The organism is Achromobacter agilis (assembly GCF_900496965.1).
Taxonomy (GTDB): Bacteria; Pseudomonadota; Gammaproteobacteria; order Burkholderiales; family Burkholderiaceae_B; genus Achromobacter; species Achromobacter agilis.
Genome location: NZ_UFQB01000022.1, coordinates 92689 through 118579, shown reverse-complemented (window position 1 = coordinate 118579; position 25891 = coordinate 92689). Strand labels below are relative to the sequence as shown.

The 25891-nt window shown below is 69.1% G+C and carries 27 protein-coding genes and 1 pseudogene; 7 read left to right on the top strand and 21 right to left on the bottom strand.

What is annotated here, in order from left to right:
• Positions 1-293, bottom strand: a pseudogene (locus tag AGI3411_RS22725) (amidase); the annotation flags it as partial.
• Between the two features lie 175 nt (positions 294-468).
• Between AGI3411_RS22725 and AGI3411_RS22720 the strand changes: the two are divergent.
• Complete coding sequence (locus AGI3411_RS22720; protein WP_129529589.1) at positions 469-1158, top strand: FadR/GntR family transcriptional regulator; 690 nt, start codon at positions 469-471, stop codon at positions 1156-1158.
• Here AGI3411_RS22720 and AGI3411_RS22715 read toward each other — a convergent pair.
• The 3 genes from AGI3411_RS22715 to AGI3411_RS22705 are packed head-to-tail and all read right to left on the bottom strand — an operon-like array spanning position 1155 to position 3697.
• On the bottom strand, positions 1155-1736 hold the full coding sequence (locus AGI3411_RS22715; RefSeq protein WP_129529588.1) for an amino acid synthesis family protein: 582 nt from the start codon (positions 1734-1736) through the stop codon (positions 1155-1157). The two genes, AGI3411_RS22720 and AGI3411_RS22715, sit on opposite strands and share 4 nt — an antisense overlap.
• Before the next feature lie 34 nt (positions 1737-1770).
• Positions 1771-2745, bottom strand: coding sequence for a Bug family tripartite tricarboxylate transporter substrate binding protein (locus AGI3411_RS22710; RefSeq protein WP_208748160.1), 975 nt, complete (start codon positions 2743-2745; stop codon positions 1771-1773).
• A gap of 43 nt (positions 2746-2788) precedes the next feature.
• A complete protein-coding gene (locus AGI3411_RS22705) occupies positions 2789-3697 on the bottom strand; it encodes an NAD(P)-dependent oxidoreductase (protein ID WP_129529587.1) in 909 nt (302 codons plus the stop codon).
• Positions 3698-3822: 125 nt separating this feature from the next.
• On the opposite strand from AGI3411_RS22705, the gene AGI3411_RS22700 reads away from it, so the two are divergent.
• The gene (locus tag AGI3411_RS22700; RefSeq protein WP_129529586.1) at positions 3823-4758 is read left to right on the top strand and encodes a LysR family transcriptional regulator; all 936 of its coding nucleotides are present in this window, start codon (positions 3823-3825) and stop codon (positions 4756-4758) included.
• Here the strand turns inward: AGI3411_RS22700 and AGI3411_RS22695 are convergent.
• On the bottom strand, positions 4740-5603 hold the full coding sequence (locus AGI3411_RS22695; RefSeq protein ID WP_129529585.1) for a pirin family protein: 864 nt from the start codon (positions 5601-5603) through the stop codon (positions 4740-4742). The genes AGI3411_RS22700 and AGI3411_RS22695 overlap by 19 nt on opposite strands.
• A gap of 166 nt (positions 5604-5769) precedes the next feature.
• Here AGI3411_RS22695 and AGI3411_RS22690 point away from each other — a divergent pair, with 166 nt between their 5' ends.
• The 4 genes from AGI3411_RS22690 to AGI3411_RS22675 all read left to right on the top strand — a co-directional run bounded on the left by AGI3411_RS22690 (position 5770) and on the right by AGI3411_RS22675 (position 11494).
• Positions 5770-6309, top strand: coding sequence for a DNA-deoxyinosine glycosylase (locus AGI3411_RS22690; protein ID WP_129529584.1), 540 nt, complete (start codon positions 5770-5772; stop codon positions 6307-6309).
• 128 nt (positions 6310-6437) lie between these two features.
• Positions 6438-7208, top strand: a complete 771-nt coding sequence (gene dsrO, locus AGI3411_RS22685; protein WP_129529583.1) for a sulfate reduction electron transfer complex DsrMKJOP subunit DsrO — start codon at positions 6438-6440, stop codon at positions 7206-7208.
• 19 nt (positions 7209-7227) lie between these two features.
• Complete coding sequence (nrfD, locus tag AGI3411_RS22680; protein WP_129529582.1) at positions 7228-8262, top strand: NrfD/PsrC family molybdoenzyme membrane anchor subunit; 1035 nt, start codon at positions 7228-7230, stop codon at positions 8260-8262.
• A gap of 31 nt (positions 8263-8293) precedes the next feature.
• Positions 8294-11494 carry a tetrathionate reductase subunit A gene (locus AGI3411_RS22675; protein WP_425265369.1) on the top strand — a complete coding sequence of 1067 codons (3201 nt, stop codon included), beginning with the start codon at positions 8294-8296 and terminating at the stop codon, positions 11492-11494.
• 31 nt (positions 11495-11525) lie between these two features.
• Here the strand turns inward: AGI3411_RS22675 and ccmI are convergent, their stop codons facing one another.
• The 16 genes from ccmI to AGI3411_RS22595 all read right to left on the bottom strand — a co-directional run bounded on the left by ccmI (position 11526) and on the right by AGI3411_RS22595 (position 24677).
• A complete protein-coding gene (gene ccmI / locus AGI3411_RS22670; protein ID WP_129529581.1) occupies positions 11526-12755 on the bottom strand; it encodes a c-type cytochrome biogenesis protein CcmI in 1230 nt (409 codons plus the stop codon).
• The gene (locus AGI3411_RS22665) at positions 12752-13222 is read right to left on the bottom strand and encodes a cytochrome c-type biogenesis protein (RefSeq protein WP_244240429.1); all 471 of its coding nucleotides are present in this window, start codon (positions 13220-13222) and stop codon (positions 12752-12754) included. Before AGI3411_RS22665 ends, ccmI begins: the two co-directional genes overlap by 4 nt.
• Positions 13219-13740 carry a DsbE family thiol:disulfide interchange protein gene (locus AGI3411_RS22660; RefSeq protein ID WP_129529580.1) on the bottom strand — a complete coding sequence of 174 codons (522 nt, stop codon included), beginning with the start codon at positions 13738-13740 and terminating at the stop codon, positions 13219-13221. Before AGI3411_RS22660 ends, AGI3411_RS22665 begins: the two co-directional genes overlap by 4 nt.
• A complete protein-coding gene (locus AGI3411_RS22655) occupies positions 13740-15749 on the bottom strand; it encodes a heme lyase CcmF/NrfE family subunit (RefSeq protein ID WP_129529579.1) in 2010 nt (669 codons plus the stop codon). The genes AGI3411_RS22660 and AGI3411_RS22655 overlap by 1 nt, the downstream gene beginning before the upstream one ends.
• On the bottom strand, positions 15746-16222 hold the full coding sequence (ccmE, locus tag AGI3411_RS22650) for a cytochrome c maturation protein CcmE (RefSeq protein WP_129529578.1): 477 nt from the start codon (positions 16220-16222) through the stop codon (positions 15746-15748). The genes AGI3411_RS22655 and ccmE overlap by 4 nt, the downstream gene beginning before the upstream one ends.
• Positions 16219-16392, bottom strand: a complete 174-nt coding sequence (ccmD, locus tag AGI3411_RS22645) for a heme exporter protein CcmD (RefSeq protein WP_129529577.1) — start codon at positions 16390-16392, stop codon at positions 16219-16221. Before ccmD ends, ccmE begins: the two co-directional genes overlap by 4 nt.
• On the bottom strand, positions 16389-17168 hold the full coding sequence (gene ccmC, locus AGI3411_RS22640; protein ID WP_129529576.1) for a heme ABC transporter permease CcmC: 780 nt from the start codon (positions 17166-17168) through the stop codon (positions 16389-16391). The genes ccmD and ccmC overlap by 4 nt, the downstream gene beginning before the upstream one ends.
• 15 nt (positions 17169-17183) lie before the next feature.
• Positions 17184-17849 (bottom strand): heme exporter protein CcmB, encoded by a 666-nt coding sequence (gene ccmB / locus AGI3411_RS22635; RefSeq protein ID WP_129529596.1) that lies wholly within the window; start codon positions 17847-17849, stop codon positions 17184-17186.
• Positions 17815-18498: a heme ABC exporter ATP-binding protein CcmA gene (gene ccmA, locus AGI3411_RS22630; protein WP_129529575.1), complete on the bottom strand. Its 684-nt coding sequence runs from the start codon at positions 18496-18498 to the stop codon at positions 17815-17817. Before ccmA ends, ccmB begins: the two co-directional genes overlap by 35 nt.
• A complete protein-coding gene (locus tag AGI3411_RS22625; protein WP_129529574.1) occupies positions 18485-19123 on the bottom strand; it encodes a cytochrome c3 family protein in 639 nt (212 codons plus the stop codon). Before AGI3411_RS22625 ends, ccmA begins: the two co-directional genes overlap by 14 nt.
• Positions 19124-19139: 16 nt before the next feature.
• Positions 19140-19616 carry a nitrate reductase cytochrome c-type subunit gene (locus AGI3411_RS22620; RefSeq protein WP_129529573.1) on the bottom strand — a complete coding sequence of 159 codons (477 nt, stop codon included), beginning with the start codon at positions 19614-19616 and terminating at the stop codon, positions 19140-19142.
• 20 nt (positions 19617-19636) lie between these two features.
• Positions 19637-22132, bottom strand: coding sequence for a periplasmic nitrate reductase subunit alpha (gene napA / locus AGI3411_RS22615; RefSeq protein ID WP_129529572.1), 2496 nt, complete (start codon positions 22130-22132; stop codon positions 19637-19639).
• A complete protein-coding gene (locus AGI3411_RS22610; RefSeq protein ID WP_129529571.1) occupies positions 22116-22433 on the bottom strand; it encodes a chaperone NapD in 318 nt (105 codons plus the stop codon). Before AGI3411_RS22610 ends, napA begins: the two co-directional genes overlap by 17 nt.
• A 23-nt stretch (positions 22434-22456) precedes the next feature.
• Positions 22457-22615, bottom strand: coding sequence for a periplasmic nitrate reductase, NapE protein (gene napE / locus AGI3411_RS22605; protein WP_129529570.1), 159 nt, complete (start codon positions 22613-22615; stop codon positions 22457-22459).
• Positions 22616-22821: 206 nt separating this feature from the next.
• A complete protein-coding gene (locus AGI3411_RS22600) occupies positions 22822-23718 on the bottom strand; it encodes a beta-keto acid cleavage family enzyme (protein ID WP_129529569.1) in 897 nt (298 codons plus the stop codon).
• The gene (locus AGI3411_RS22595; RefSeq protein ID WP_129529568.1) at positions 23715-24677 is read right to left on the bottom strand and encodes a 3-hydroxyacyl-CoA dehydrogenase family protein; all 963 of its coding nucleotides are present in this window, start codon (positions 24675-24677) and stop codon (positions 23715-23717) included. The genes AGI3411_RS22600 and AGI3411_RS22595 overlap by 4 nt, the downstream gene beginning before the upstream one ends.
• 119 nt (positions 24678-24796) lie before the next feature.
• Here AGI3411_RS22595 and AGI3411_RS22590 point away from each other — a divergent pair, with 119 nt between their 5' ends.
• A complete protein-coding gene (locus tag AGI3411_RS22590; RefSeq protein WP_129529567.1) occupies positions 24797-25705 on the top strand; it encodes a LysR family transcriptional regulator in 909 nt (302 codons plus the stop codon).
• Positions 25706-25891: the final 186 nt, after the last annotated feature.

The following is a 25891-nucleotide window of genomic DNA, read 5'->3' as shown; positions in this document are numbered from 1 at the left end:
CGCTCGGGGGCGGCGCGGCATTCGCGCGCGATGGCGGCAATGCCCGGCACATGGCGCGAGACCGCGATGCCCCGGCCGGCCTGGGCGGCCGGGAGCGTCTCGCCCGGCGCGGCCGGGGGCGGGGCCAGATAGCCCAGCTCCGCTTCCGGCGCCAGCGCATCCAGCATTTCCAGTTCGGGCAGGTTGACGCGCAGGCGGTCCAGCCAGGCCTGGCGGCGTTCGGAGTAGGGGTAGTCGCCCAATCGGGCCAGGGCGTCGACGGCGCGGGCGAATCTATCGTGGAGGTCGGGCATGAGCGGCGCTTCACAGAGGTTGGGGCAGGGCCCCGGCGGCGCGCCGGGGGTGTTGTCCGGCCCGGTTTTATCCTTACCGGTCAGACCAGTTGGGTGTCATAATGCCCAGGCAGGATTTGGCTGTCAACGACCTCCGGGGCGTGCGCCGCGCGTCCGCGCATTGAGGAATTCCACGATGAACACCGTCGAACACATTGCCCAGCAGCTGCAAGCCCGCATCCGTTCGAGCGAATGGGTGGCGGCCGGCAAGCTGCCCGGGCAACGCCAGCTGGCCGAGGCGCTGGGCGTGAGCCGCGCGTCGCTGCGCGAGGCCATCACCATGCTGGAAGGCCTGGGCATGCTGCGCAGCGAAGCCGGCCGCGGCGTGTTCATCGCAAGGCCCGGCGAGAAGGGCCTGGGCAGCGCCTACGGCCGCTGGCGTTTCCAGGGGCGGTATGCGCTGCGCGACGTCTACCTGGTGCGCAATCAGCTGGAGGAGCTGGCCGCCGGCCTGGCCGCCAGCGTCGTCACGCAGGCGGGCCTGAGCCGCCTGCACGCGACCATCACACAAATGGAGCAGGCCGCCGACGCCGGCGACCTGGTCACGATGTCGGAAGGCGATCACGCCTTCCATGCCTGCCTGTTCGAAATCGCCGGCAGCCCCATGCTGCTGGACCTGGCGGAGAGCATCGGCGACGTGGTCGACGGGAGCCGCCAGGTCGCGTTCGCCGATCCCGCGCGCGTGCGCGAACCGATCCGCGAGCATGCCGAGATCATCGACGCGCTGGCGACCGGTTCGCCCGAGGCCGCGCGCCGCGCGATGCGGGCGCACATCTGCAACGTGGCCGACCGGGCGGGGCTGTCCCTGACGATTCCCGGCGCCTAGCGCTGGCCGTCGTGCACCGAAACCGCTTCCTTGGTCAGTCCGCCCAGGCGCGAATGCACGCGGCCGCCCGTGCCCATGACCAGGGCGAACAGGATCTCGTTGGCGCGCGGGGCGTCCTGGATGCCGATCTCGATGCTGTTGAAGTGGCTGCGCACGTACGAGGCGTGGATATAGTGCACCGGCACCATCATGCGGTAGCCGGCCACCGCCACGGCCTTCACGGCCGGCACCATGGCCTTGGGCTCGCCCAGCACGGTGCGCATGGCCCAGCCGCCGGCTTCATGCCAGACCGCGCCATGTTCCATTTCGCCGTCCAGGCCCACGATGGCGGCCTTGCTGTAGACCTCGATGTTGTCCTTGCCGCCCAGCGTGTCGACCAGCTCGGTCGCCAGCAGCGTGCCCAGGCTGCGCAGTTCGGCCATGAAGGGCATGAGATCCGGTTCGTAGCGGCCGGCGTAGGGGTTGCGGATGACGGCGCAGGAGGCCGCGAGCTTGAGCGGCGTCCCGGGCGGCGGGCCATTTTCATGGAAGGTGGTTTCGACGATGAGGCAGCGTTTGCGGATATCGATCAGCGACATGAGGGAAGTGTCCGGAAGAGGTTGAACGGAACGGTCATTGCGGCGCAATGCCGGTTTCCTTGACGATGGCGGCCCATTTGTCGATTTCGGCACGCACGAAGCCGCCGAATTCGGCCGGAGTCTGCACTTTCACGGTCAGACCCTGGCGGGCGTAGGTTTGCTTGAGCTCGTCGTTGGCCAGGGCCTTGCCCAGCGATTGCGACAGGCGGTCGAGCACCGGGCCGGGCAGGCCGGCGGGGCCCATGAGTCCGAACCAGACGGTCAGGTTGAAGCCGGGCGCGCCAGTTTCATTGAGCGTGGGAATGTCGGGCGCCAGCGGGAAACGTTCCGGGGTGCTGACGCCATAGGTCTTGACCTTGCCGGCGCGCGCCTGCTGCAGGCCGTTGGCCAGGTCCGTGAAGGTGAGGTCGACCGTGCCGCCGATGACGTCGGTGAGCGCCTGCGGGCCGCCGCGGTACGGGACCGGCGTGACGTTGATCTTGCCCATGGCGGCCAGCTTGGCGCCGAACACCTGCGCGCTGCCCGAGCCATAGGCATAGGTGAGCTTGCCCGGGTGCTGCGCGCCGTAGGCGAACAGGTCGGACACCTTGGCGCCAGGCATGCGCGGCGAGCCGACGAGCAGGTAGGGGGTCTCGGCGACGGCGCCGATGGGCGCGAGGTCGGTGGCGGGGTTGTAGGGCAGATCCTTGAAGAGGCTCACGCCGCTGGCGGCGGTGGACACGCCCACCACCACCAGCGTGTAGCCGTCGGGCTTGGCGCGGGCCACGTCGTGGGTGCCGATGATGCCGTTGGCGCCCGGCTTGTTTTCCACCACCACGGGCTGGCCCAGGTCGTCGCCCATGACCTTGCCCAGGCTGCGGGCCACTACGTCGGTGATGCTGCCGGGCGGAAACGGCACGACCATGCGGATGGGGTGGTCGGGATAAGGCGCGGCGCGGGCGCCGGCGGCGGCAAGCAGGGCCGCGCCCAGGCCGAGCGCCAGCTTGCGTGCGGCGGCGGGTCGTTTCATGGTTGTCTCCTGTTGGATGTCGTTATGGTCGGCGCGCGGCGGTTCAGGCCGGCGCGGGAGCGTTCAGGCGCTCCAGGTAGCGGTGGATCTCGGTGTTGTCGGCGCCGGCGGGCAGCGCTTCGCGCGCGCGCTGCCATAGCGCCGTGCACAGCGACAGTTGCGTGGCAGAAACGCCGGCCAGCGCCTGCAGCGCATCGGCGGTGCGCAGGTCCTTGGCCATCAGCGCCAGGGCGAAGCCGCCGTTATAGGTGCCCGGCACGACGAATTGCCGCAGCTTGGTCTCGGTGGCCACGTTGCGGCCGCTGGAGGCATTGAGCACGTCGGTGAACACATCAAGGTCCAGATCCATGCGCTGGGCGATCAGCAGCGCTTCGCTGGCCGCCAGCAGGCCGGCCGCATAGACATAGTTGTTGAGCGCCTTCATGGCGTGGGCGGAACCCACCGCGCCGGTATGGATGAGCGAGGCGCCCATGCGCGAGAGCACCGGACGCACGCGCTCCAGGCCGGCGGCATCGGCTCCGACCATGATGGCCAGCGTCCCGGCGGCGGCCTTGGCCACCGCGCCCGATACCGGCGCATCGATCAGCGTCACCCCGACTGCGCGCAGGCGGGGCGCCAGCCGCAGCGTCTCGGCGGGGTTGGACGACCCCATGTCCAGCAGCACCGAACCCGCGCGCATGACGGCGGCCAGCCCGTCCTCGCCTTCGATCACGGCGTTGGTGATGGTGCTGTCCGGCAGCATGGTGATGACCACGTCGCAGGCGGCCAGGGCCCGCAGGTCGGCAGCGGGCCTGAGCGTACGGTTCCAGGCCGGATGCGCGGCGAGGCGGTCCAGGCGCGCGGGGTCGCGGTCATAGGCCAGGATGTCGAAGTCGTCCCCGCCGCGGGCGAGGTTGTCCAGCATCGGCAGGCCCATCATGCCCAGGCCGACGAATCCTATCTTCAGCGTCATGCATTCCCTTTATCGAATCGCCCTGGAAAACGTGCCAGGCGCCGTCTGGAATGCTAATGAATGCCTGGATTCGGCAGTTATGCTAAGTTGGCCAGGGGATATAACAAACGATTATCGGGTCAGCCATGCGTTTCAAGCTCAGGCAAATGGAAGTCTTCCGGGCCGTGATGCTGACCGGCTCCATGAACGGGGCGGCCAAACTGCTCTTCGTGTCGCAGCCGGCCATCAGCCGCCTCATCGCCCATACCGAATTGAGCCTGGGCCTGCAGCTGTTCGAACGGGACAAGGGCAAGCTCACGCCCACCCCGGAGGCGCATCGCCTGTTCCAGGAGGTGGGGCCGCTGTTCGAGGAAGCGCTGCGCATCGACGAGCTGGCCCGCGATCTGGCCAAGCGGCCGGAGGGCGCGTTGACGCTGTGTTCCAGTCCCAGCCTTGCGCTGAACTTCGTGCCGCCCGTCATCGCGCAATACCTGGAGCTCTATCCCAACGTCCGGCTCAAGTACCACACCACGCTGCTGGCCGACATGGCGCACGAACTGCTGGGGCGCAAGGCGGAACTGGCCGTATCGGTGTTGCCGATCGACCACCCCAATCTGGTGGTGGAGCCGCTGGCCACGGGCGAGATGGTCTGCATCCTGCCGCAGGGCCACCCCTTGGCGTCGCAGCCGGCGGTGGGCCTGGCCGAGCTGGCCAATTGCCGGCTGATTCTCTACAGCCGCAACATCCCTTTCGGGCAGCTCGTGGCCGCGGCGTTCCAGCGCGCCAACGTCAGCTGGACCGCCGCGGTGGATATCGTGCGGGCGGAGCTGGCCTGCGCGCTGGTGCGGGCGGGGGCAGGCGTGGCGATCGTCGACCAGTTCTCCGTCGGGCAGCAGGGCTGGCCTGGCGTAGTGACGCGGCCGCTGCGGGAGTCGATCCCGCTTTCGCTGAGCCTGGTGCGTTCGCGCTTCGAGCGTCCCAGCCGGCAGGTGCAGCGTTTCGTGCGCCTGATCAAGGAACATGCGCGCACGGGGCCGGCCCAGGTAGGCCGGCCCCGTGCCGCTCAGTGCATCTTGCCGTAGCGGCCGGCGTTGAAGTCCTGGATGGCTTCAACGATCTCGGCCTGCGTGTTCATCACGAACGGGCCGTAGCCGACCACCGGCTCATCGATGGGCTCGCCGCTGAGCACCAGGAACATCGCGTCGTTGTTGGCTTCGACAGTGATGTCCTCGCCCTCTTGCGAGAACAGGGCCAGTTGCGCGTCGCGGGCGACGGATTCGCCGTTGACCAGCACCGTGCCGCGCAGCATCACCAGCATGCTATTGCGGCCGGCGGCCACCGGGAAGGTCGCCGACTTGCCGGCGGCCAGCTTCACGTCCCACACGTCCATGGGCGTGAAGGTGCGCGCCGGGCCGGCCTGGCCCGCGTAGCTGCCCGCGATCACGCGCAGCGTGCCCGCATCGTCCGGCAGCGTCACCACCGGGATGTCCGCATTGAGAATGCCCTGGTAGCCCGCCGGCGCCTTCTTGTCCTTGGCGGGCAGGTTGACCCAAAGCTGCACCATTTCCAGTTCGCCGCCCTTGCGGGTGAACGCGGGGGAATGGAACTCCTCGTGCAGGATGCCCGAAGCCGCCGTCATCCATTGCACGTCGCCGGGACCGATGACGCCGCCGTTGCCGGTGGAATCGCGGTGCTCGACTTCGCCGCTGTAGACGATGGTCACCGTTTCGAAGCCGCGATGCGGATGCTGTCCTACGCCGCGGGGATGGTCGGCGGGCTCGAATTGGGCCGGGCCGGCATAGTCCAGCAGCAGGAACGGGCTGGTGTTCTTGCCCTTGTCGTTATAGGAAAACATCGAGCGCACCGGAAAGCCGTCGCCCACCCAGTGGGGACGGGGGCTGGCGTGCAAACCGAGGATCTTCTTCATGGTCGTATTTCCTGTTGCGCGGCCCCTGCGGGGCCGTTCGTCATGACTATGAAGATAAGGGCGCAACGCCCGTGGCGGTAGTCCCTGCTACTGATAAGCACTGTTCTACCTATCGGACGGTGGGGTGCGGGCGGCCGGGCCGCGCCGCCTCGCGTATCCTGTCGCCATGCGAACCAGTGCGGACCCGGCCCGGGCAGGGCAAAACGACCAGGTGCGGGGCTTTGCCCCGGTGGCGGCGCCCGACGCCCGCATTCTGGTGCTGGGCTCCATGCCCGGCGTGGCCTCGCTCAGGCAGGCCCGCTATTACGCGCATCCGCGCAACGCCTTCTGGCCCATCGCGGCCGCCGCGCACGGCTTCGATCCCGCGCTGGACTACCCCGATCGCCTGCTTGCGTTGCAGGCGGCCGGCGTCGCCCTCTGGGACGTGCTGCAAGCCTGCGAGCGCCCCGGCAGCCTGGATGCCGACATCCGCGGCGACACCCTGGTCGCCAACGATTTCGCCGCATTCCTGGAACGCCACCCGGCCATCGTCCGCGTGTGTTTCAACGGCGGCAAGGCCGCCTCCCTCTACCGGCGCCACGTGCTGCCCGGCCTCGCCGCCAGCCTGGAATACGTCGACCTGCCTTCGACCAGCCCCGCGCACGCGGCGGTCTCGTTCGAGCAGAAGTTGGCCGCCTGGCGCCGGGCGCTCACGCTGCGGGATTGAGGGCGGGCGGCCGCTAAAGCGCGGGAAAACCCGGGCAATCCGTCCCCGGTTGATTCAAATCAAGTCTCTATATAACTCCAGGTGATAAGTTAATTCACGTAGCAGATAAGTTGCTTGGAGAACCTTTTATGCATACCCCCGCCAGCCCCCCGGAAACGCCTTTGCCGGGTAAACGAGGCTTCCTCAAAGGACTTCTTGGGCTAGGGGCGGCGGCCACCGTTATTCCCATCCAGGCCGAGGCCACTGGCCTTAACGGCCAGCCGCCGCGCCGCCCGGGTATGCCGGGCAAGCGCTATGGCATGGTCGTCGACATGCGCAAATGCATCGGCTGCCAATCCTGTACGGTCAGCTGTTCCATGGAAAACCTGCCCCCGATCGGGCAGTTCCGCACCACCGTCCTGCAATACGAGGTCACGCCCGACGCCGGCGGCCCCACCTCCATGGTGATGCTCCCGCGCCTGTGCAACCACTGCGACAACCCGCCCTGCGTGCCGGTCTGTCCGGTGCAGGCCACGTTCCAGCGCGAAGACGGCATCGTGCTGGTCGACAACGAACGCTGCGTCGGCTGCGCGTATTGCGTGCAGGCCTGTCCGTACGACGCCCGCTTCATCAATCATGAAACCCAGACCGCCGACAAGTGCACGTTCTGCGAGCACCGGCTGGAAGCCGGCCTGCTGCCGGCCTGCGTGGAAAGCTGCGTCGGCGGCGCCCGCGTCATCGGCGACCTGAACGATCCCGACAGCGCCATTTCCCAGCTGCTGGCCGAGCACAAGGCCGACATCAAGGTGCTCAAGCCCGAAATGAAGACCGATCCCCACGTCTATTACATCGGCCTGCCCGATGCGTTCGTCCATCAGGTCGACGGCCAGGCCGGCGTGCGGCTGGCTGGCGGCCATTGAGCCTCCGAAGGGGATATCCATGCAGATCTCGGAATTGCTCACGCCGGTCTACGATGCCGCCTGGCTGCCTTGGGCCGTGCAGTACTTCTTTCTTATCGGCATCAGCGCCACCACCGCGCTGACCGCCGCGTTCGCGGCCTTCGGGCGCGCCGGTTCGCCCGCGCGCCGGCTGCTGCCCGCGGCGGTGACGGTGTTGCTGGTCAGCGCCATCGCCGCGCCGGTTTCGCTTCTGGCCGACCTGCACCAGCCGGGGCGCTTCTGGCATTTCTACGCGCATTTCACGCCCTGGTCGTGGATGTGGCTGGGCGCGCTGCTGCTGCCGGTGTTCGTGACCCTGTCCCTGCTGTTCTGCGCGGCATGGTGGTGGGGCCGCAGCGGCTGGATGCGCGCGGTGGGCGCGGCGCTGGCCGTATCCGCGCTGTCCATCTTGGTCTACACCGGCGCCGAAGTCATGGTGCTGCGTTCGCGGCCCCTGTGGCACACGGTGTTCCTGCCCGTGAACTTCGCGCTGACCGCCTGGCTGGGCGCGCTGGGCGCCATGTTCCTGATGGGCCGCTGGCTGCCCGGCGGCATGCGGGCCCTGCCGGTGGATATGCTGCGCCGCCTGAGCCTGACCGCCGTCGTGATGATGGCGCTGGGCGCCGGCGCCTGGGCGCTGCTGGGCATGCTGGGCATGGACCCGTCCTTCGACGCGGCCCTGCGCCTGTTCGCGGACTTCCCGATCTGGCGCGTCAGCCTGGCCGGCGCGGTGATCACGGCCTTTTGCATGATCGCGCTGTTGCAGCGTCCGGCCCGGACGCTGGCCGAGCCCCTGCCTTCGGCCGCGCTGGCGCTGACCATGCTGGCCGCCGCCTGGATCTTCCGCTGGGTCGTGTTCATGAGCGTGCAGGGCGTGCCGAAGTACGGCGCCGGCCTCTATCTGTACGACATGCCCTGGGGCAGCGATGGCCTGCTCGGCATGGTGGGCGTGCTGGGCCTGTGCGTGGCGCTGGTCGCCGCCGTGACCTACGCCCTGGAGTTGTTCCCCGCGCGCCAGCGGGGCATGGCGGCCTGACGCAAGAAGAAAGAACATGGAAAAGAAAGCAATGGACAAGCAACATAAAGACGACAAGCCCGGCGCAGCGGCGGCCGACGTGCCGGACCACCCGCGCGACGAGGCGCGGCGCAAGCTGATGGTGCGCGGCGGCCTGGTCGCCGGCGGCATGGCGGCTTTCGCGGCCGGTTATGGCGAAACCGTGACCCGTGCGGTCAAGGGCCTGGCGCAGGGCACGGCCGGCGTGCCCACGGCTCACGCCGTGCGGGGCAATTCGCTGACTCCTGAATTCCGCATCGATCCCTTGACCGGCGTGCTGAGCGCCCAGCCGGGCCAGACCGTCAGCCCCTCGAGCTGTCTGGGCTGCTGGACCCAGTGCGGCGTGCGGCTGCGCGTGGACACCAAGGAAAACCGCATCCTGCGCGTGGCGGGCAACCCTTATCATCCGCTGGCCACCACCCGGCCCGCCGCGATGGAAACGTCGGTGCGCGAGGTGTACGCGCAGCTGGGCGGCGACAACGGCCTGGAAGGGCGCGCGACCTCGTGCGCCCGCGGTTCGGCCATGCTGGAACAGATGAACAGCCCGTTCCGCGTACTGCAGCCGCTAAAGCGGGTGGGCGGGCGCGGCGAGGGCAAGTGGCAGACCATCTCGTTCGAGCAACTGGTGCAGGAAGTCTGCGAGGGCGGCGACCTGTTCGGCGAGGGCCATGTGGAAGGGCTGCGCGCGCTCTTCGACCGCGAAACGCCGCTGGATCCGAAGAATCCGGAATACGGCGCCAAGGTCAACCAGTTCCTCTTCACCGAATCGGCCAACGAAGGCCGCACGCCGTTGATTCAGCGTTTTGCCGCGCAATCGTTCGGCACGGTCAACGTCAGCAACCATGGGTCCTATTGCGGCCAGAGCTTCCGCGTGGGCACGGGCGCCGCTTTCGGCGACCTGAAGGGCATGCCGCACGGCAAGCCCGACTGGGACAATGCGCGCTTCGGCCTGTTCATCGGCACATCGCCGGCGCAATCCGGCAACCCCTTCCAGCGCCAGGCCCGCCAATTGGCCGAAGCCCGGGTGCGTCCGGAGGAAACCGGCTTCACTTATGTGGTCGTGTCGCCCATGCTGCCCGCGTCCTCCAGCCTGTCGGCCGGATCGGGCAATGAGTGGCTGCCGGTCAACCCCGCCAGCGATCTGTCGCTTGCCATGGGCCTGATCCGCTGGATCCTGGACAACGAACGCTTCAATGCCCGCATGCTGTCGCAACCCGGCCCGGCCGCCATGCAGGCGGCGGGCGAGACGGCCTGGACCAACGCCACCCATCTCGTCGTCGCCGAAGACGGCCACCCGCGCCGCGGCAGTTTCCTGCGGGGCGCGGACCTGGGCTGGCCGCGCCCGGCGGACGCGGGCGAGAAATGGGAAGACGTATACGTCGTGCGCCTGGAGGACGGCACGCTGGCGCCGCACACCGTCGCGGGCCCCGCCACGCTGTTCGTCGACGAGGCCGTGGCCGTGCCGGGCATGGAGGGCGCGCCGCCGCCGATGCGCGTGCGCTCTTCGCTGTCGCTGCTGCGCGAAGAAGCCCGCCGCAAGACCCTGGACGAATACGCCGAGCTGTGCGGCGTGCCCGCCGCCAAGATCGCGTCGCTGGCCGAACGCTTCACCAGTTACGGCAAGCTTGCCGTGGCCGACGCGCATGGCGGCACGATGAGCGGCGCGGGCTTCTATACCACCTACGCCATTGCCATGTTGAACACGCTGGTGGGCAATCTCAATGTAGAAGGCGGCCTGCTGCTGGACGCCGGCCCGTTCCCGCCCTATGGCCCGGGGCCGCGCTACAACATCGCCGGCTTCGCCAACCGCGCCGCGCCCAAGGGCGTGTCCCTGTCGCGCAACCGCTTCCCTTACGAGAAGTCCAGCGAGTTCAAACGCAAGAGGGCCGCCGGCCAGTCCGCCTATCCGGCGGACGCGCCCTGGTACCCGGCCACCGGCGGGCTCAGCTCCGAAATGCTGGCCTCCGCGCTGGCAGGCTATCCGTACCGCGCCAAGGTCTGGTTCAACCACATGAGCAACCCGGTCTACGGCATTGCCGGCTTCAAGAACGTCGCGTTCGACAAGCTGAAAGATCCGCGCGTGCTGCCGCTGTCGGTGTCGATCAACCCCTTCATCAATGAAACTAATGCGCTGGCCGATTACATCGTGCCGGACACCGTAACGTACGAAAGCTGGGGCGTGTCGGCTCCCTGGGCGGACGTGGTGGCCAAGGCGTCCACCGTGCGCTGGCCCGCCGTGCAGCCGCGCGTGGCGCGCAATGCGGCCGGCGAGCCGGTGTGCCTGGAAACCTTCCTGATCGCCTGCGCCAAGCGGCTGGGCATGCCGGGCTTCGGCGCGAATGCCATGTCGGACAAGGACGGCGCCAAGTACGCATTGGACACGCCGGAGGACTTCTTCCTGCGCGGGATGGCCAATATTGCGTTCGCGGCCGGCCGCCCGGTGCCCGAGGCCAGCGACGACGATATGGCGCTGACCGGCGTGGACCGCTACGGCGCCTTGCTGCAACAAAAGCTCAAGCCCGGCGAATGGCGCCAGGTCGCCATGCTGATGAGCCGCGGCGGCCGCTTCGACAAGCTGGAAGACGCCTGGGTGGGCGAAGGCCCCGCGCGGCGGACGCGCCTTGCCTACGCCAAGCCGCTGCATATCTGGAGCGAAGAGCTGGCGGGCTTTCGCCACTCGATGACCGGCGAGCGCTACAGCGGCTGCCCGACCTGGTATCCGACGCGCCTGGCGGACGGCCGCGACATGCGGGCGGAATACGGCAAGCAGGACTGGCCGTTCCTGCTCAGCTCATTCAAGTCCAACCTGATGAGCTCCATGTCCATCGGCGTCAACCGCCTGCGCCAGGTGCATCCGCACAATCCGGTATCGATCAACCGGCAGGACGGCGAGCGCCTGGGCATCCGCAACGGCGATGCGGTGCGCATCGTGACGCCGGGCGGCGCGGTGACGGGGCTCGCGCTGCTGCGCGACGGCATCCAGCCGGGCGCGGTCGGCATCGAGCACGGCTACGGCCACACCGAGCTGGGCGCGCGCGCCCACGTCGTGGACGGCAAGCCCATGCCGCACGATCCCGCGCTGCGCGCGGGCGTGAACCTGAACGACCTGGGTTTTAGCGACGCCACGCGCGGCGAGCACGCCAACGTCTGGATCGATTGGGTATCCGGCGCGGCGGTGCGCCAAGGCCTGCCGGCCCGGATCGAGCGCGTCTGACGCCGGCAGGCGCGTCTGGCGCCGGCAGGCGCTAGCGCACGACGGTATCGGCCACCAGCTCCAGCCCGCCGGCCGGCACGCCGACGCCTGGCAGCGCGCCGCCCAGATCTCCGGGCCGGGCGGCCGCCGTGCCCGAGCGACTGACGCGGATCTCCACCCGCACCTTGCTGGCGCGCGACAGGGTCGCGTCGGGCGATATCGCGCTGCTGTCGTCCAGCACGAAATCCCGGGGCAGGTCGGCGACCTGCATCTGCAGGATGGCCAACGGCATGCGCGGCCCATCCTCCGGCCGCGCCAGGATGAACACGGTATCGGTAGGCTGGACCTGATCGCGCAGCGCGTCGGCGATGCGGGCGCGTCCGCTGATCCGCGCGGCGGCGGGCGCGGCAGGGGCGGGCGGCGAGCCCGCGGCCATCGCGCGTGCCTGGGCGATATTGGACTGGATCTGGCGCGCCGCTTCCGAGCCCGGCGGCAGCCGGGTCTGCAGGCGTTCCCAGTGCGCCAGCGCTTCGGCGGCATCGCCCCGCCGCAGGGCCATCATGCCCGCCAGCGCCAGGGCCTTCGGCTGATCGGGCTGCGCGGCCAGCGCCTGCGCGACCGCCGCGATGGACGCCGCATCGGGCGTGCCCTGGTTGGCGGACAGCAACGCGTCGGCCAGGTCGGCCAGCACGGCGGCCTGGCCGGGCACCAGGCGCAGCACCTGCTGGTAGGCGGCGACGGCGTCGGCGTAGCGGCCCAGGGTTTCATAGGAGCGCGCCAGCATGTACCAGCCATCGGGGTCGTCGGGCGCGGCCCGCAGGCGCTGGGCCAGCGCGTTGATCGCCAGCGCCATGTCGTCGCTCGATGCGCCGGAGGCGCCGGCATGCGGTTCGGCGGGCACGGCCGCGGCGCCGGCCGCCGCGCGCGGGTTGCCCAGCTGGCCGTACAGCAGCACGGCGGCGACGGGGATCAGCACGCTGAGCAGGCAGGCGGCGGCCACGCCCGCGCGCTGTCCGGCCCACGGCGCGGCGCGCGGGCGGCGCAGTTCCAGGTCCTGCAGCAGGTCGCGCTGCATCTCTTCTTCGGCGCGCGCCTGCGCGCAGGCCGTGAGGCTGCCGTTCTTCAGGTCGCGCCGCAGCTGTTCGCGCTGCGCCAGGTAGAACGCGCGCACATTGGCGTCGGCGGCCGGCTGCGCCGGGGGCGCGCGGCGCAGCAGCGGGGGGATCAGGCAGAGCAGGGTCGCCAGCAGCAGGATCACCACGATGAGCCAGAGCGCGGTCATGAGCCGGTATCCAGGAAGCGGGCGGCGCGCTCGCGTTCGTCCGCCGTCAGCGGCGCGCGCGCGCCGGCGCGCCGCTTGAGCGTGCGCAGCAGCACGGCGAAGCCCAGCGCCAGCAGCGCAAACGGCCCCAGCCACAGCAGCCAGGTGATGGGCTTGAAGGGCGGGTCGTAGCGCACGAAGTCGCCGTACCGGTCTTCGAAGAAGCGCATGATCTGGGCATCGGTCCTGCCTTCGGCCAGCTGGCCGCGGATCAGGTTGCGCATGTCGTGCGCCAGCGGCGCGTTGGATTCGGCCAGGGTCTGGTTCTGGCAAACCAGGCAGCGCAGGCGGTGCGCCAGCTTGTCGGCGCGCTGTTCCTGGTCCGCGGACAGCGCCGGGGCGGGAGGCGCCTGGGCCGGGGCGGGCGCCGGGCCCAGGAGCGCCAGTGCGAGGGCCAGGGCGGCAAGCAGGGCGGGCCGCCGCGTCATTTCAGCGCCTCGATCGCGGGCAGCATGCGGCTGCTCCAGATTTCCGGCGTGATCAGGCCCAGCTGCCTGTAGCGGATGCGGCCGTCCTTGTCGATCACGAAGGTCTCCGGCACGCCATAGACGCCATACTCGATGCCGACGCGGCCATCCGTGTCGCTGGCCGAGGCGATATAAGGATTGCCGTTGCGGGCCAGCCAGGCCGTGGCGTCTTCCGGCTTGTCCTTGTAGTTCAGGCCATACAGCGCAATGCCGTGGCGCTGGGAGGCTTCGCGCAGCACGGGCAGTTCGTCGCGGCAGGGGCCGCACCAGGATGCCCAGACGTTCAGCAGCCAGACCTGGCCGCGCAGCGCCTGCACATCCAGTTTCTGGCCGGGGGCCAGCAGGACGGGCAGGCCGATGGCGGGGGCCGGCTTGTCGATCAGGACGGAAGGCACCGCCCGCGGGTCGCGCGACAATCCCATCGCCAGGAATGCGGCCATCGCCAGAAAGGCGGCCAGCGGCAGCAGGTAGCGCAGCATCAGGCGCCCTCCCGCGTCGGCCGGGCGGCCGGCGCCGCCACGGCCTCCCGCGCGCGCGTCTGCGCTTCCTGGGCGCGGCGATAGCGCTTGTCGCTGGCGGCCAGCAGCCCGCCCAGCGCCATCAGGATGCAGCCCGACCAGATCCAGGTCATGAAGGGCTTGACCTGCAGGCGCACCGTCCAGGCGTTGCCGCCCACCGGTTCGCCCAGCGCCACGAACAGGTCGCGGGTGAAGCCGCTGTCGATGTCGGCCTGGCTCAGCGCCATGTCCTGCACGGCATAGAGGCGCTTTTCCGGATACAGGGTGATCACCGGCTTGCCGTCTCGTGTGACGGGGAAGACGGCGCGCTGTGCGCTGTAGTTGGGGCCGGCGGCCGGCCCCACGCTGGCGAACGTGAATCGGTAGCCGCCGGCATCGCGCGTTTCGCCGATTTCCATCCGCAATTCCTGCTTGACCTCATAGCCGTTGGCCAGCGTGACGCCCGCGATGAAAATGCCCACGCCCGCGTGCGCCAGCAGCATGCCGTACCAGGAGCGCGGCTGCCGGCCGAGCCGGCGCAGCCAGCCGCCGTCGCCGTCGGTCAGGCGCTGCCAGGCATGGGCCGCGGCGCTTGCCACCGACCACGCCGCCAGCCACAGCCCCAGGATGACCATGGGAGACCCCTGCCGCGCCGGGCCGGACATGGCCAGCGGCAGCAGCACGGCCGTGGCTACGCTGACGGCGAAGGCAACGCGCAGGCGGCGGCCCAGGTCCGGCAGCTCCGCCTGCTTCCAGCGGGCGACCGGCCCCACGCCCATCAGGAAGATGGCGGGCGTCATCAGCGGCACGAACACGGCTTCGAAGTAGGGCGGGCCGATGGAGATCTTGCCCCATTCCAGCACGTCCAGCACCACCGGGTACAGTGTGCCCAGCAGCACCGAGCCCGCGGCCACGGTGAGCACCACGTTGTTCGACAGCAGCAGCGATTCGCGCGACAGCAGCGAGAAGCTGCCGCCCAGGCCCACCGCGGGCGCGCGCCAGGCATACAGCGCCAGCGAGCCGCCCACGATCGCGGTCATGAAAGCCAGGATGTACAGCCCGCGCCCGGGGTCCACCGCAAAGGCGTGGACGGAGGTCAGCACGCCCGAGCGCACCAGGAAGGTTCCCAGGATGCTGAGCGAGAACGCGCAGATGGCCAGCAGCACCGTCCAGCTGCGGAACGCGCCGCGCCGCTCGGTCACGATGAGCGAGTGAATCAGCGCCGTGCCCGCCAGCCAGGGCATGAAGGACGCATTCTCCACCGGATCCCAGAACCACCAGCCGCCCCAGCCCAGCACGTAATAGGCCCAGGCGCTGCCCAGCAGGATGCCGATGGTCAGGAAGGTCCAGGCGGCCAGGGTCCAAGGCCGCACCCAGCGGGCCCACATGGCGTCCAGTTCGCCGGACAGCAGCGCCGCGATGGCGAACGCGAACGCCACGGAGAAGCCCACGTAGCCCATGTACAGCATCGGCGGATGCACGATCATGCCGGGATCCTGGAGCAGCGGGTTCAGGTCCCGTCCGGCCATGGCCGGCGGCATCAGGCGTTCGAAGGGATTGGACAGGAACAGCAGGAACAGCAGGAAGCCCACGCTGATCCAGCCCATTACCGCCAGCACCCGCCCGACGAAGGGCAGCGGCAGCCGCCGGCTGCACAGCGCCACGGCCAGGCTCCAGGCGGTCAGCAGGTACAGCCACAGCAGCAGCGATCCCTCGTGCCCGCCCCAGACCGCGGCGAAGCGGTAGCCGGCGGGCAGGTCGGCGTGCGAGTTGGCCGCCACGTAGAGCACCGAGAAATCGTTGTCCACGAACGACCAGGCCAGGCAGAAGAAGGCCACGGTGGTCAGGCCGAACTGTCCGATGGCGGCGGGGCGGGCCACCCGCAAGCCCGCCTGCCAGCCGGTGGCCGCGCCGACCAGCGGCAGGATGCCCTGCGCCAGCGCCACCAGCAGCGCCAGGATCAGGCTGAACAGGCCGATTTCGGGGATCATCGCGCCTGCGCCCGCATGGCATTGGCGGGCGCGGCGCCCGGACTTGCCGCGCCGCCCGCGCGCTTGAGCGCGTCGGCGGCCTCGGGCGGCATATAGTTTTCGTCATGCTTGGCCAGCACTTCGGTCGCGCGGAACACGCCGTCCGGGCCCAGCTTGCCGGCCACCACCACGCCCTTGCCCTCGCGGAACAGGTCGGGCAGCAGGCCCTGGTAGCTCACCGGCACGGTGTGGGCGGTGTCCGTCACCACGAAGCGCAGCGTCAGCCCGTCGGCTTCGCGGCGCAGCGACCCTTGCTCCACCAGGCCGCCGACGCGGAAGCTGCCGCTGCTGGGCGCTTCCTTTGCCATGACCTGGGTGGGGCTGAAGAAGAACACCAGGTTGGATTGCAGCGCGTTGAGCACGAGGGCCGCGGCCAGGGCCAGCAGGCCCAGGCCGCCGGCGATGGCCAGGGCGCGGCGCTTGCGCGGGCTCATGGCCGGGCTCCGTCCGGGCGGCCGGGGTGCCGCTCCTCGGCCGCCCGCCGGGCACGGGCGCGCCGCCACAGCACGAAGGCCTCCAGCCCGACCAGCGCCAGCGCCATTCCGTAGGCGCCGAGCAGATAGGGGCTGTGGCCCTGCAGCGAGAACAGCGCTTCCCAGCTCATCGCGCCTCCCGCCGGGGCCGGACCGCGCCCGGCTCGCGTTCGGCGATGATGCCGCGCACGCGCGCCAGCGCCGCCGCCGCGCTGTAGAGCCAGAACGCCGCCACCATGAGCAGCATTGCCGTCAGCATGATGTTCGCCATGGAAGGCGCCGTGGTGAGACTGATGGAGGCGCCCTGGTGCAGCGTGTTCCACCAGCGCACCGAGAAATAGATGATGGGCACGTTGACCACGCCCGCCAGCAGCAGGATCGCGCCGCCGCGGTCCGCCCGCTGCGCGTCGTCGGAGGCGGCCGCCTGCAAGGCCATGAAGCCGAGGTACAGGAAGAGCAGGATCAGCTCGGAGGTCAGCCGGGCGTCCCATACCCACCACGCGCCCCAGGTCGGCTTGCCCCACAGCGCGCCGGTCCATAGCGTCAGGAACGTGAACAACGCGCCGGTGGGCGCCAGCGCCCGCATCATCATGAACGAGAGGCGGGTGTGGAAGACCAGGCCCAGCGCGGCGTAAGCCGCCATGACCAGATACAGGAACATCGACATCCAGGCCGCCGCCACGTGGATGAAAAGGATGCGGTAGACCTCGCCCTGCTGGCTGTCGGCGGGGGCCACGGCCAGCCCCACGTACAGGCCCGCGCAGGCCAGCAGCGCGGCAGCCAGCGCCAGCCACGGGATCAGCCGGCCGGCCAGGGGATAGAACAGCGCGGGCGAGGCATAGCGCAGCCAGCCCGCGCCCGCGGCGGCGGGGGAAGGGCAGGCGTCCAGGGCGGGGTGCTTGTGCATGGCGTTTTCCGTGCCCTAGTCCAGCGCCACGCGCAGCGCCGCCGAGGCGCTCCACGGACACAGCAGGATGGCCAGGCACAGGCATGCGCCCAGCAGCGATAGCTGCGGCCCGGCGCCCAGGCCGGCGTGCGTGGCCGATACCGCGCCCGCGCCGAAGATCAGCACCGGCACGTACAGCGGCAGGACCAGCAGCGGCAGCAGGGCGCCGCCGCGCAGGCCCAGCGTCAGCGCCGCGCCCAGCCCGCCCACCAGCGCCAGCGTGGGGGTGCCCAGCAGCAGGGACAGGACCAGGATGCCGATGGCGTGCGGCGGCAGGCCGAATTGCAGGGCCAGCACCGGGCTCGCCAGGATCAGCGGCAGGCAGCTGCTGAACCAGTGCGCCGCCAGCTTGGCGCCCACCAGCAGCGGCAAGGGATGCGGCGACACCAGCAATTGCTCCAGCGCGCCGTTGTCGTAATCCTGCGCGAATGGGCGGTTCAGGGTCAGCAGGATGCCCAGCAGCGCGCAGACCCACAGCACGCCCGGCCCGATCGCGAGCAGCAGCGCGGGGTCGGGCCCGACCGCAAGCGGGAACATCGCGCCCGCCACGACAAAAAACAGCGTGGCGCCCAGCGTATCCGCCGGCCGTCTCCAAGCCAGCCGGATCTCACGTAACGCCAACTGCGACAGCGTAGCCAGCATCCGCGTAGTCATCCATGTCCAGGGTTTGGGTGTGGGCCGCGGCGGTGCCGGGTTCGCGGTGCGAAGCGACCACGGCGGCCCCGCCGGCGGCCAGATGGGCATCCAGCGCCGCGCGCAGCTGCTCCAGGCTGGCCGCGTCCAGGCCTGCGTCGGGTTCGTCGAGCAGCCACAGGGCCTTGCCGCCCAGCACGATCGCCGCGAGCGCCAGCCGCCGGCTCTGCCCCTGCGACAGGCGCAGGGCGGGGAGGCCGGCGCAGCCGTCCAGGCGCCAGTCGCGCAGCGTCTCGGCGATGCGCGGCTCCGGCTGCGGCGTGCCTGCGACGTGCAAGGCATAACGCAGGTTCTCGGCGGCGCTCAGTTCGCCGCACAGGCCGTTGCCGTGCGCCAGGAACGCCATGCTGGCGAAATAGGCCGAGGGCGCGCGGCGCACGTCGCCGCCGTGCCAGAGCACGCTGCCCGCCAGCGGCCGCAACAGGCCGGCCAGCATGCGCAGCAGGCTGGTCTTGCCGCTGCCGTTGGCGCCGCGCACGTGCAGCAGCTGGCCGGCATGCAGTTCGAAGTCCACCGGGGCGAGGCCCCGAGGACCGCCGCGGCGGCTGACCAGCCCGCGCGCGCCGAGGACCGGCGGCGGCGCGTCAGCGGGCCGCATGCGCGACTTCTTTGCCGGTCCCCGCCGGCTCGGGCGCCAGCGAGGTCTGGCCGGGCGGCATGTTCGGCAGCTTGTGGGCAATGCCCTTGTGGCAGTCGATGCAGGTCTTGCTCTTGTCGGCCAGGTAGGTGGAGTGCATGTTCTGCGCGCGCACGCTCTGGCGGGTGAAGTCCATGTAGTCGTAGTTATGGCAGTTGCGGCATTCCAGCGAATCGTTGGCCTTGAAACGCGCCCATTCGTGCTGGGCCAGTTCCAGGCGCTTGTCCACGAACTTCTCGCGGGTGTCGATCGTGCCGAAGATCTTGCCCCACACTTCCTTGGACGCCTGCATCTTGCGCGCGATCTTGTCCGTCCAGTTGTGCGGAACGTGGCAATCCGAACACAGCGCCCGCACCCCAGAGCGGTTGGTGAAGTGGATCGTGCCCTTGAGTTCGGCGTACACGTTGTCGCGCATCTCGTGGCAGCCCGTGCAGAACTTCTCGGTATTGGTGAGCTCCATGGCGGTGTTGAAGGCGCCCCAGAACAGGATGCCGCCGATGAACCCGCCCACCGTCAGGAAGCCCAGGCTGAAATGCACGCTGGGCCGGCGGACGATGTTCCAGTAGCGCTTGATGAGTTTGACCATGGCAGCCTCCCGTCCCTTACTTCTTGTCGGACGCCGGAGCGGTCAGGCGCTTGAGGATCACGTCGATGTCCTGGTAGGTGTTGGTCACCAGCGGCTTGGCCTCAGACTGCGGCACGTGGCACTGCACACAGAAGTAGCGGCGCGGCGACACCTCGGCCAGCACGTTGCTGTCGCGGTCCATATAGTGGGTCACGCTCAGGGGCGGCGCCTGGGTTTCCTCGGTGTTGACCCGGGCGTGGCAGGACAGGCAGCGGTTGAAGTTCTTGTCGATCTGGTAGCCGTCGATCTTGTGCGGGATGGTGGGCGGCTGCATGGAATACGTGCGCATCCGCTTGATGTCCTTGTTTTCGATCGGGCTGATCAGCGGAGGATCGGTTTCCTGCGCGACCGGGGTGGGGCCGCGCATCGGGTCTTCCACTTCCAGCGGGGGCGCCGCCCAGGCGGCGGAGCCGAGGACGGCGCACAAGCTGAGGGTGAGGGCGCGTAGGTTCATGGCTGTCTCCGGTTCGCCTTTCAGACCTTGACGATCTTGACCGCGCACTTCTTGAAATCGGTCTGGAACGAAATGGGGTCGGTGGCGTCCAGCGTGACCTTGTTGATCAACTGGCCGGCGTCGAACCAGGGCACGAAGACCAGGCCGCGCGGCGGCTTGTCGCGTCCGCGCGTTTCCACGCGCGTGCGCATCTTGCCGCGCCGCGACACGACTTCCACCTCGACGCCGCGCCGCAGGCCCATTTCCTGCGCGTCGTCCGGATGCATGAAACAGACCGCGTTGGGAAACGCCTTGTACAGCTCCGGCACGCGCCGCGTCATGGAGCCGGAATGCCAGTGCTCCAGCACGCGCCCGGTCGACAGCCAGAACGGATATTCCTTGTCCGGCGATTCCGCCGGCGGCTCGTAGGGCAGGGCGTAGATCACGGCGCGGCCGTCGGGGTTGCCGTAGAACTCGAAGCCGGCGCCCGGCTTCACGTAGGGATCGCTGCCTTCACGGTAGCGCCACAGGGTTTCCTTGCCCTTGACCACGGGCCAGCGCAGGCCGCGCACCTCGTGGTAGGTGTCGAAAGGTGCCAGGTCGTGGCCATGGCCGCGGCCGAATTCGGCGTATTCCTCGAACAGGCCCTTCTGCACGTAGAAGCCGAAGGCCTCCGATTCCTGGTTGGCGTAGTCCTTGGCGCGCTCGGTGTTCGGATACCGGTTGACCTTGCCGTTGGCGAACAGCACGTCGAACAGGGTTTTGTCGCGGTATTCGGGTTTCTTGGCCAGCAGGTCGGCGGGCCAGACCTCCTCGACCTTGAAGCGCTTGGAAAATTCCATGAGCTGCCACAGGTCGGAGCGGGCCTGGCCGGGCGCGTTGACCAACTGGTGCCAGAACTGCGTGCGGCGTTCCGCGTTGCCGTAGGCGCCTTCCTTCTCGACCCACATGGCTGCGGGCAGGATCAGGTCGGCGGAGATGGTCGTGACCGTCGGATAGGCATCCGACACCACGATGAAATTCTCCGGGTTGCGATACCCCGGCAGCCCTTCGTTCATCAGGTTGGCGGCCGCCTGCATATTGTTATTGACCATCACCCAGTAGGCGTTGATCTTGCCGTCCTTGAGCATGCGGTTCTGCAGCACGGCATGCGCCCCCACCTTGCTGGGGATGGTGCCGTCGGGCAGCTGCCACAGTTCTTCGGCGTGGGCGCGGTGCTTGGGGTTCGTCACCACCAGGTCCGCCGGCAGCCGGTGCGAGAACGTACCCACTTCGCGCGCGGTGCCACAGGCGGACGGCTGGCCCGTCAGCGAGAACGGGCTGTTGCCCGGCGTGGAGATCTTGCCCGTCAGCAGGTGGATGTTGTAGACCATATTGTTGGCCCACACCCCGCGCGTGTGCTGGTTGAAGCCCATGGTCCAGAACGAGGTGACGCGCACCTTCGGGTCGGCATAGAGCTCGGCCAGATCCTGCAGCTGCTTCTTGGGCACGCCGCTCAACTTGGACGTGTAATCCAGGTCGTACTTGGAGACGAACTTGGCGAATTCGTCGTAGGTAATGGGGCGGGATCCGCCGGCCTTGTCGGCGTTCTTGGCGGCCTTTTGCAGGGGATGGTCGGGGCGCAGCCCGTAGCCGATGTCCGCGTTGCCTTCGTGGAACACCGTGTGCTTGTCCACGAAATCCCGGTTTACCCGCTTGGTCTCGATGATGTAGTTGGCGATGTAGTTCAGGATCGCCAGGTCGGTCTGCGGGGTGAAGGTCAGGGTCAGGTCGGCCAGTTCGTACGAACGGTGCTCGAACGTGGAAAGCACGGCCACCTTGGTCTTGGGCGCCGACAGGCGGCGGTCGGTGACGCGGGTCCACAGGATCGGGTGCATCTCCGCCATGTTGGAGCCCCACAGCACGAAGGCATCGGCGTTTTCGATGTCGTCGTAGCAGCCCATGGGTTCGTCGGCGCCGAAGGTGCGCATGAAGCCCACTGCGGCCGAAGCCATGCAGTGGCGCGCGTTCGGGTCCAGGTTGTTGGACCGGAAGCCTGCCTTCATCAGCTTGAGCGCGGCGTAGCCTTCCCAGACCGTCCATTGCCCGGAGCCGAACATGCCCACGGCTTCGGGGCCCTTGTCCTTGAGCACCCGTTTGAACTGCTCGGCCATGACGTCGAAGGCCTGGTCCCAGGACACCGGCGCGAACTCGCCGTCCTTGGCGTACTTGCCGTCCTTCATGCGCAGCAGCGGCGTGGTCAGCCGGTCGTTGCCGTACATGATCTTGGACAGGAAGTAGCCCTTGACGCAGTTCAGCCCCTTGTTCACTTCGGCGTTGAAATCGCCGTGCGTCGCCACGACCTGGTTGTCCTTCACCGCGACGTTCACGCCGCAGCCGGTCCCGCAGAACCTACAGGGCGCCTTGGACCACTTGAGCTTGGCGGCCTCGGATTCGGTGACGATGTTCTGCGTATAGCCGACGATGGGAATGCCGGCCACGGTGGCGGCCGCGGCCGCGGCGGATTGCTTGATGAAGTCTCTACGAGCCATTGCCATCGTCAATCTCCTCGTTCATCGCGTCCAGCGTGTCGGCGTGCTGGTAGACCAGCGCCGACGCCAGCACGCCATCCAGGCGCTGGATCTCCGAGATCCGGGCCATCATGTCGTCGGTGGAGGATGCTTCCAGGGTGACCACCAGTTTCCCGGTGTCGGAAGCGCCATGGATTTCGGCGCCGGCGATGGCGAGGATCGCCTCGCGGACGCCGGACAGGCGGCGCGGCGCAGCGTGCACCACCAGGCTGGCGATGTGCAGCTCCGGCGGCGCCGCAGGCGGCGCGGAATGGGGAAGGGCTGGCATGGGAGGGGTTCCGCTGCGTCGCGTCAGCTGCCGGGGGGGCCGGCGAGCATCTGATAGAACCAGACGAGGAAACCGTAGCCCGCCACGATGATGACCGACAGGACGGGTGCCATGACTGCCGTCAGGAACAGGAAACTCCGGAGTTCCTGCGGCTTTGTATAGCCATCAGACTCGTTTTGCACACACCACCTCGCTACGACGTTGGGGCATTGCGTTTAACGTGCGGATGTCGAGATTTTTAGCAGATGGCCTTGAGCGGCGTCAATGTTGCGGCACGGCAAACCGCGCCAGGCGCTGCGCGATGCGCAACGGCACGAAACGGCGGCAAAAAAAGGCCGGCGGATTCCGAAGATCCGCCGGCCGCTGCAAGGATCGCGCGCGGGGGATCCTAACGGACCGCCCCGTAGATCCGGCGGGCGTCGGCCGCCGTGGCCAGCGGCCGGCCCAGGGCCTGTGCGCCTTGCGCCGCCTGCAGCACCAGCGCCGAGTTGCCGGGCGCGAGGCTGCCGTCGCGCAGCTTCAGGTTGTTCTCGAAGCCGACGCGCATGTGGCCGCCGAACGCCGCCGCGGTGGTGACGCAGGCGTTCTCCTCCGGGCCGAAGGCGCAGACGGCCCAGGGCAGCGACTGGTCGTACGCGGCCAGGAAGGGCAGCAGGTCGTAGGCGGACGAGGTCTGGCCCGCGCTGTAACGGCCCAGCACGAACAGCACCGACCAGGCGCCGGGCGGCACCAGCCCGCGCTGCCGCAGCGACAGCCAGCGCTGCACGTCGGCTTCGTCGTACAGGATGATCTGCGTCATGATCCGGCGCTCGGCGATCCAGGCCAGGAAGGCCGCCAGCTCCGTCTCCGGAATATCCGGAACCGCGATCTCGCGCAGCCCGATGGAAACTGCCTCGGGCCGCAGCTCGCGCACCAGGGCGATCTGCTCGGCCGCCTTGTAGACGCCGGCGGCTTCGCTCGTCACCTGCACCAGCAATTCGTCGCCCACGGCACGCTGCACGGCGGCCAGGGCGTCGCGGTAGGCCTGCGCGTCCAGCAGATGGCTGCCGTCGGGCTTGCGCACGTGCATGTGCATCATGGCGGCGCCCGAGTCCAGGCAGGCCCGGGCCTCGCGCGCCAGGGCGTCGGCGGTCAGCGGCACGGCCGGATGATCGGCGGCCTTCTTGTAGGCGCCGTTGGGCGCCACCGTGACGATGACGGGCGAATCGGCCAGCGCGGCGCGGGCGAGGGGAGCGGCGCCCACCGGACTGTCTGCGTGCTTTGCGCTCCGGTATTGCGGGCTCATGGCTGGATCTCCGGCAATTCGGGAGCGATCAGGTCCAGGCCGGCGCGCAGCAGCCGGTCATAGCGCGCGCGCTCGGCCGCGATGGTCTCGGGCGTCCAGGCATAGAAGCCTTCGCCGGCCTTCATCCCGTGGCGGCCGTCCTGCGCGCGCTCGGTCAGGCAGCGGGCTGGATGGTCGGCGTTGCAGAAGGTGGGATACATGGTCGCGCCGGCGGCGGCGTGCACGTCGATGCCCGCGTGGTCGCGCTGCATGACGGGGCCGGCCGCCAGGAAGCGGAAGCCGAAACCGAAGCGAACGGCCGCGTCCACGTCCTCCGGCGACGCGATGCCGCGGTCGATCAGGTCGAAGGCCTCGCGCGACAGCGCATGCTGCAGCCGGTTGGCCAGAAAGCCGGGCAGGTCCTGGCCCACCCTTACCGGCACGCTGCCGCAGCGCCGCATGAAGGCGATGAGCGTGTCCGCGCAGGCGGAGTCGCTGGCCTCGCCCAGCACCACCTCGACCAGCGGCACCAGGTGCGCGGGCATGAAGAAATGCAGGCCCAGCATGCGGCCGCGGGTGGCCAGGCCCTGGCTGATCGCGCTGATCGGAAAGCTGGAACTGTTGCTGGCCAGGATGGCGTCCGGCCGGGCGCGCCGTTCCAGGTCGGCGAACAAGGCCTGCTTGATGTCCAGGCGCTCCGGGATGCACTCGATGACCAGGTCCACGGTGGACCAGTCCACGTCGTCCAGGTCCGGCGCCGTGGCGAGCAGGGCGGCGTTCTCCTTGCGGCCGATGGTGTCCAGGTTTTCCGCGACGCGGGCGGGCAGGCCCGCCGCGCGCTGGGCGTTCGACTCGATCACCGTCGTCCGGCAGGACGCGCGGGTCAAGACCACGGCGACGTCGGCGCCCATCGTGCCGCCGCCCACCACCACCGCGTGCGCCGCGCCCGGATTGGGCAGCGCTTTCGCGTCCGTCTGCATGGTTTGCTCCTTGTCTGAAACTACGCTGGGGCCGAGTGTAGAGAAGCCCGTTTGATTGATGAATCAGATTTTTTGGATAGAATGATCGTTAAATCGGATCAATGAAGATGGCGAGCCCCATGCAGATCAACCTTTCGATGCGCGATATCGACACGACGCTGGTCCTGGGCCGCACGCTCAACTTCCGCCAGGCGGCCGCGCAGCTGCACTTGTCGCAATCGGCCCTGTCCACGCAGGTACAGCGCATCGAAGACGCCCTGGGCGTGCGCCTCTTCGACCGCACCACGCGCACCGTCCGGCTCACCGCGGCAGGAGAAGTCTTCATGCAGCAGGCCGCCAATCTGCAGGTGGCGTTCCGCGATGCCGTGGCGGCCGTCAGCGGCATCGTCAACGCGGAGCAGGGGCAGGTCTCGGTGGCCGCCTTGCCTTCGGTGGCCGCGCGGTTGCTGCCGCGCGTGCTCATGGCGTACCGGCAGGCCCATCCCCTGGTGGCCCTGAAGGTGCGCGATACCCTGTCGGGGCCGGCCTTCGATTTGGTGCGCGCGGGCGAGGTGGACTTCGCGCTCACGGCCGCCGACCCCCAGCACGCCGACCTGCACTATGTGCCGCTGATGTCCGACAGCTTCCTGTTGCTGATCCCCGAGGCCCATCCGCTGGCCCGCGCCCGCGGACCGCTGCGCTGGGCCGACACGGCCGACGCCGCGCACGTGTCCATGGTGCAGCCCAGCAGCGTGCGGCAATACACCGAATGGGCCTTCCTGCAGAACCGCATCCGCTTCGCGCCCGCATTCGAAGCCGAACACCTGACCACCATCGTCGCCATGGTCGAATGCGGATTCGGCGTCGCCGCGCTGCCGGAAATCGCCGCGGGCGCCGTGGCGCAGAACGGCATCGTGCAGCGCCCGCTCATCGGCCCCGTGGCTGAACGTTCCATCGGACTGGTCACGGCCCGCAACCGCAGCCTGTCGCCCGCCGCCGCGGCGCTGGTGCAGGCCTTGAAGGACTACCTGGCCGCTCAGCCGCGCTAGGCCTGCAGGCGCGCGCTATCAAACATGTTGTGAACAGGGGCGGTTCCGGATTCGGCCGCTACTGAAGGGCTGCGCGCGCCCCAAGGGTTTGTCTGTATGGCGCCGCGCCGTGCCGCCGTGTTTTAGTGTGCCCCTCGGTGATACAACTGTATTTTATTCTCGTATTTAAGAAACGTTTGTTTGGTT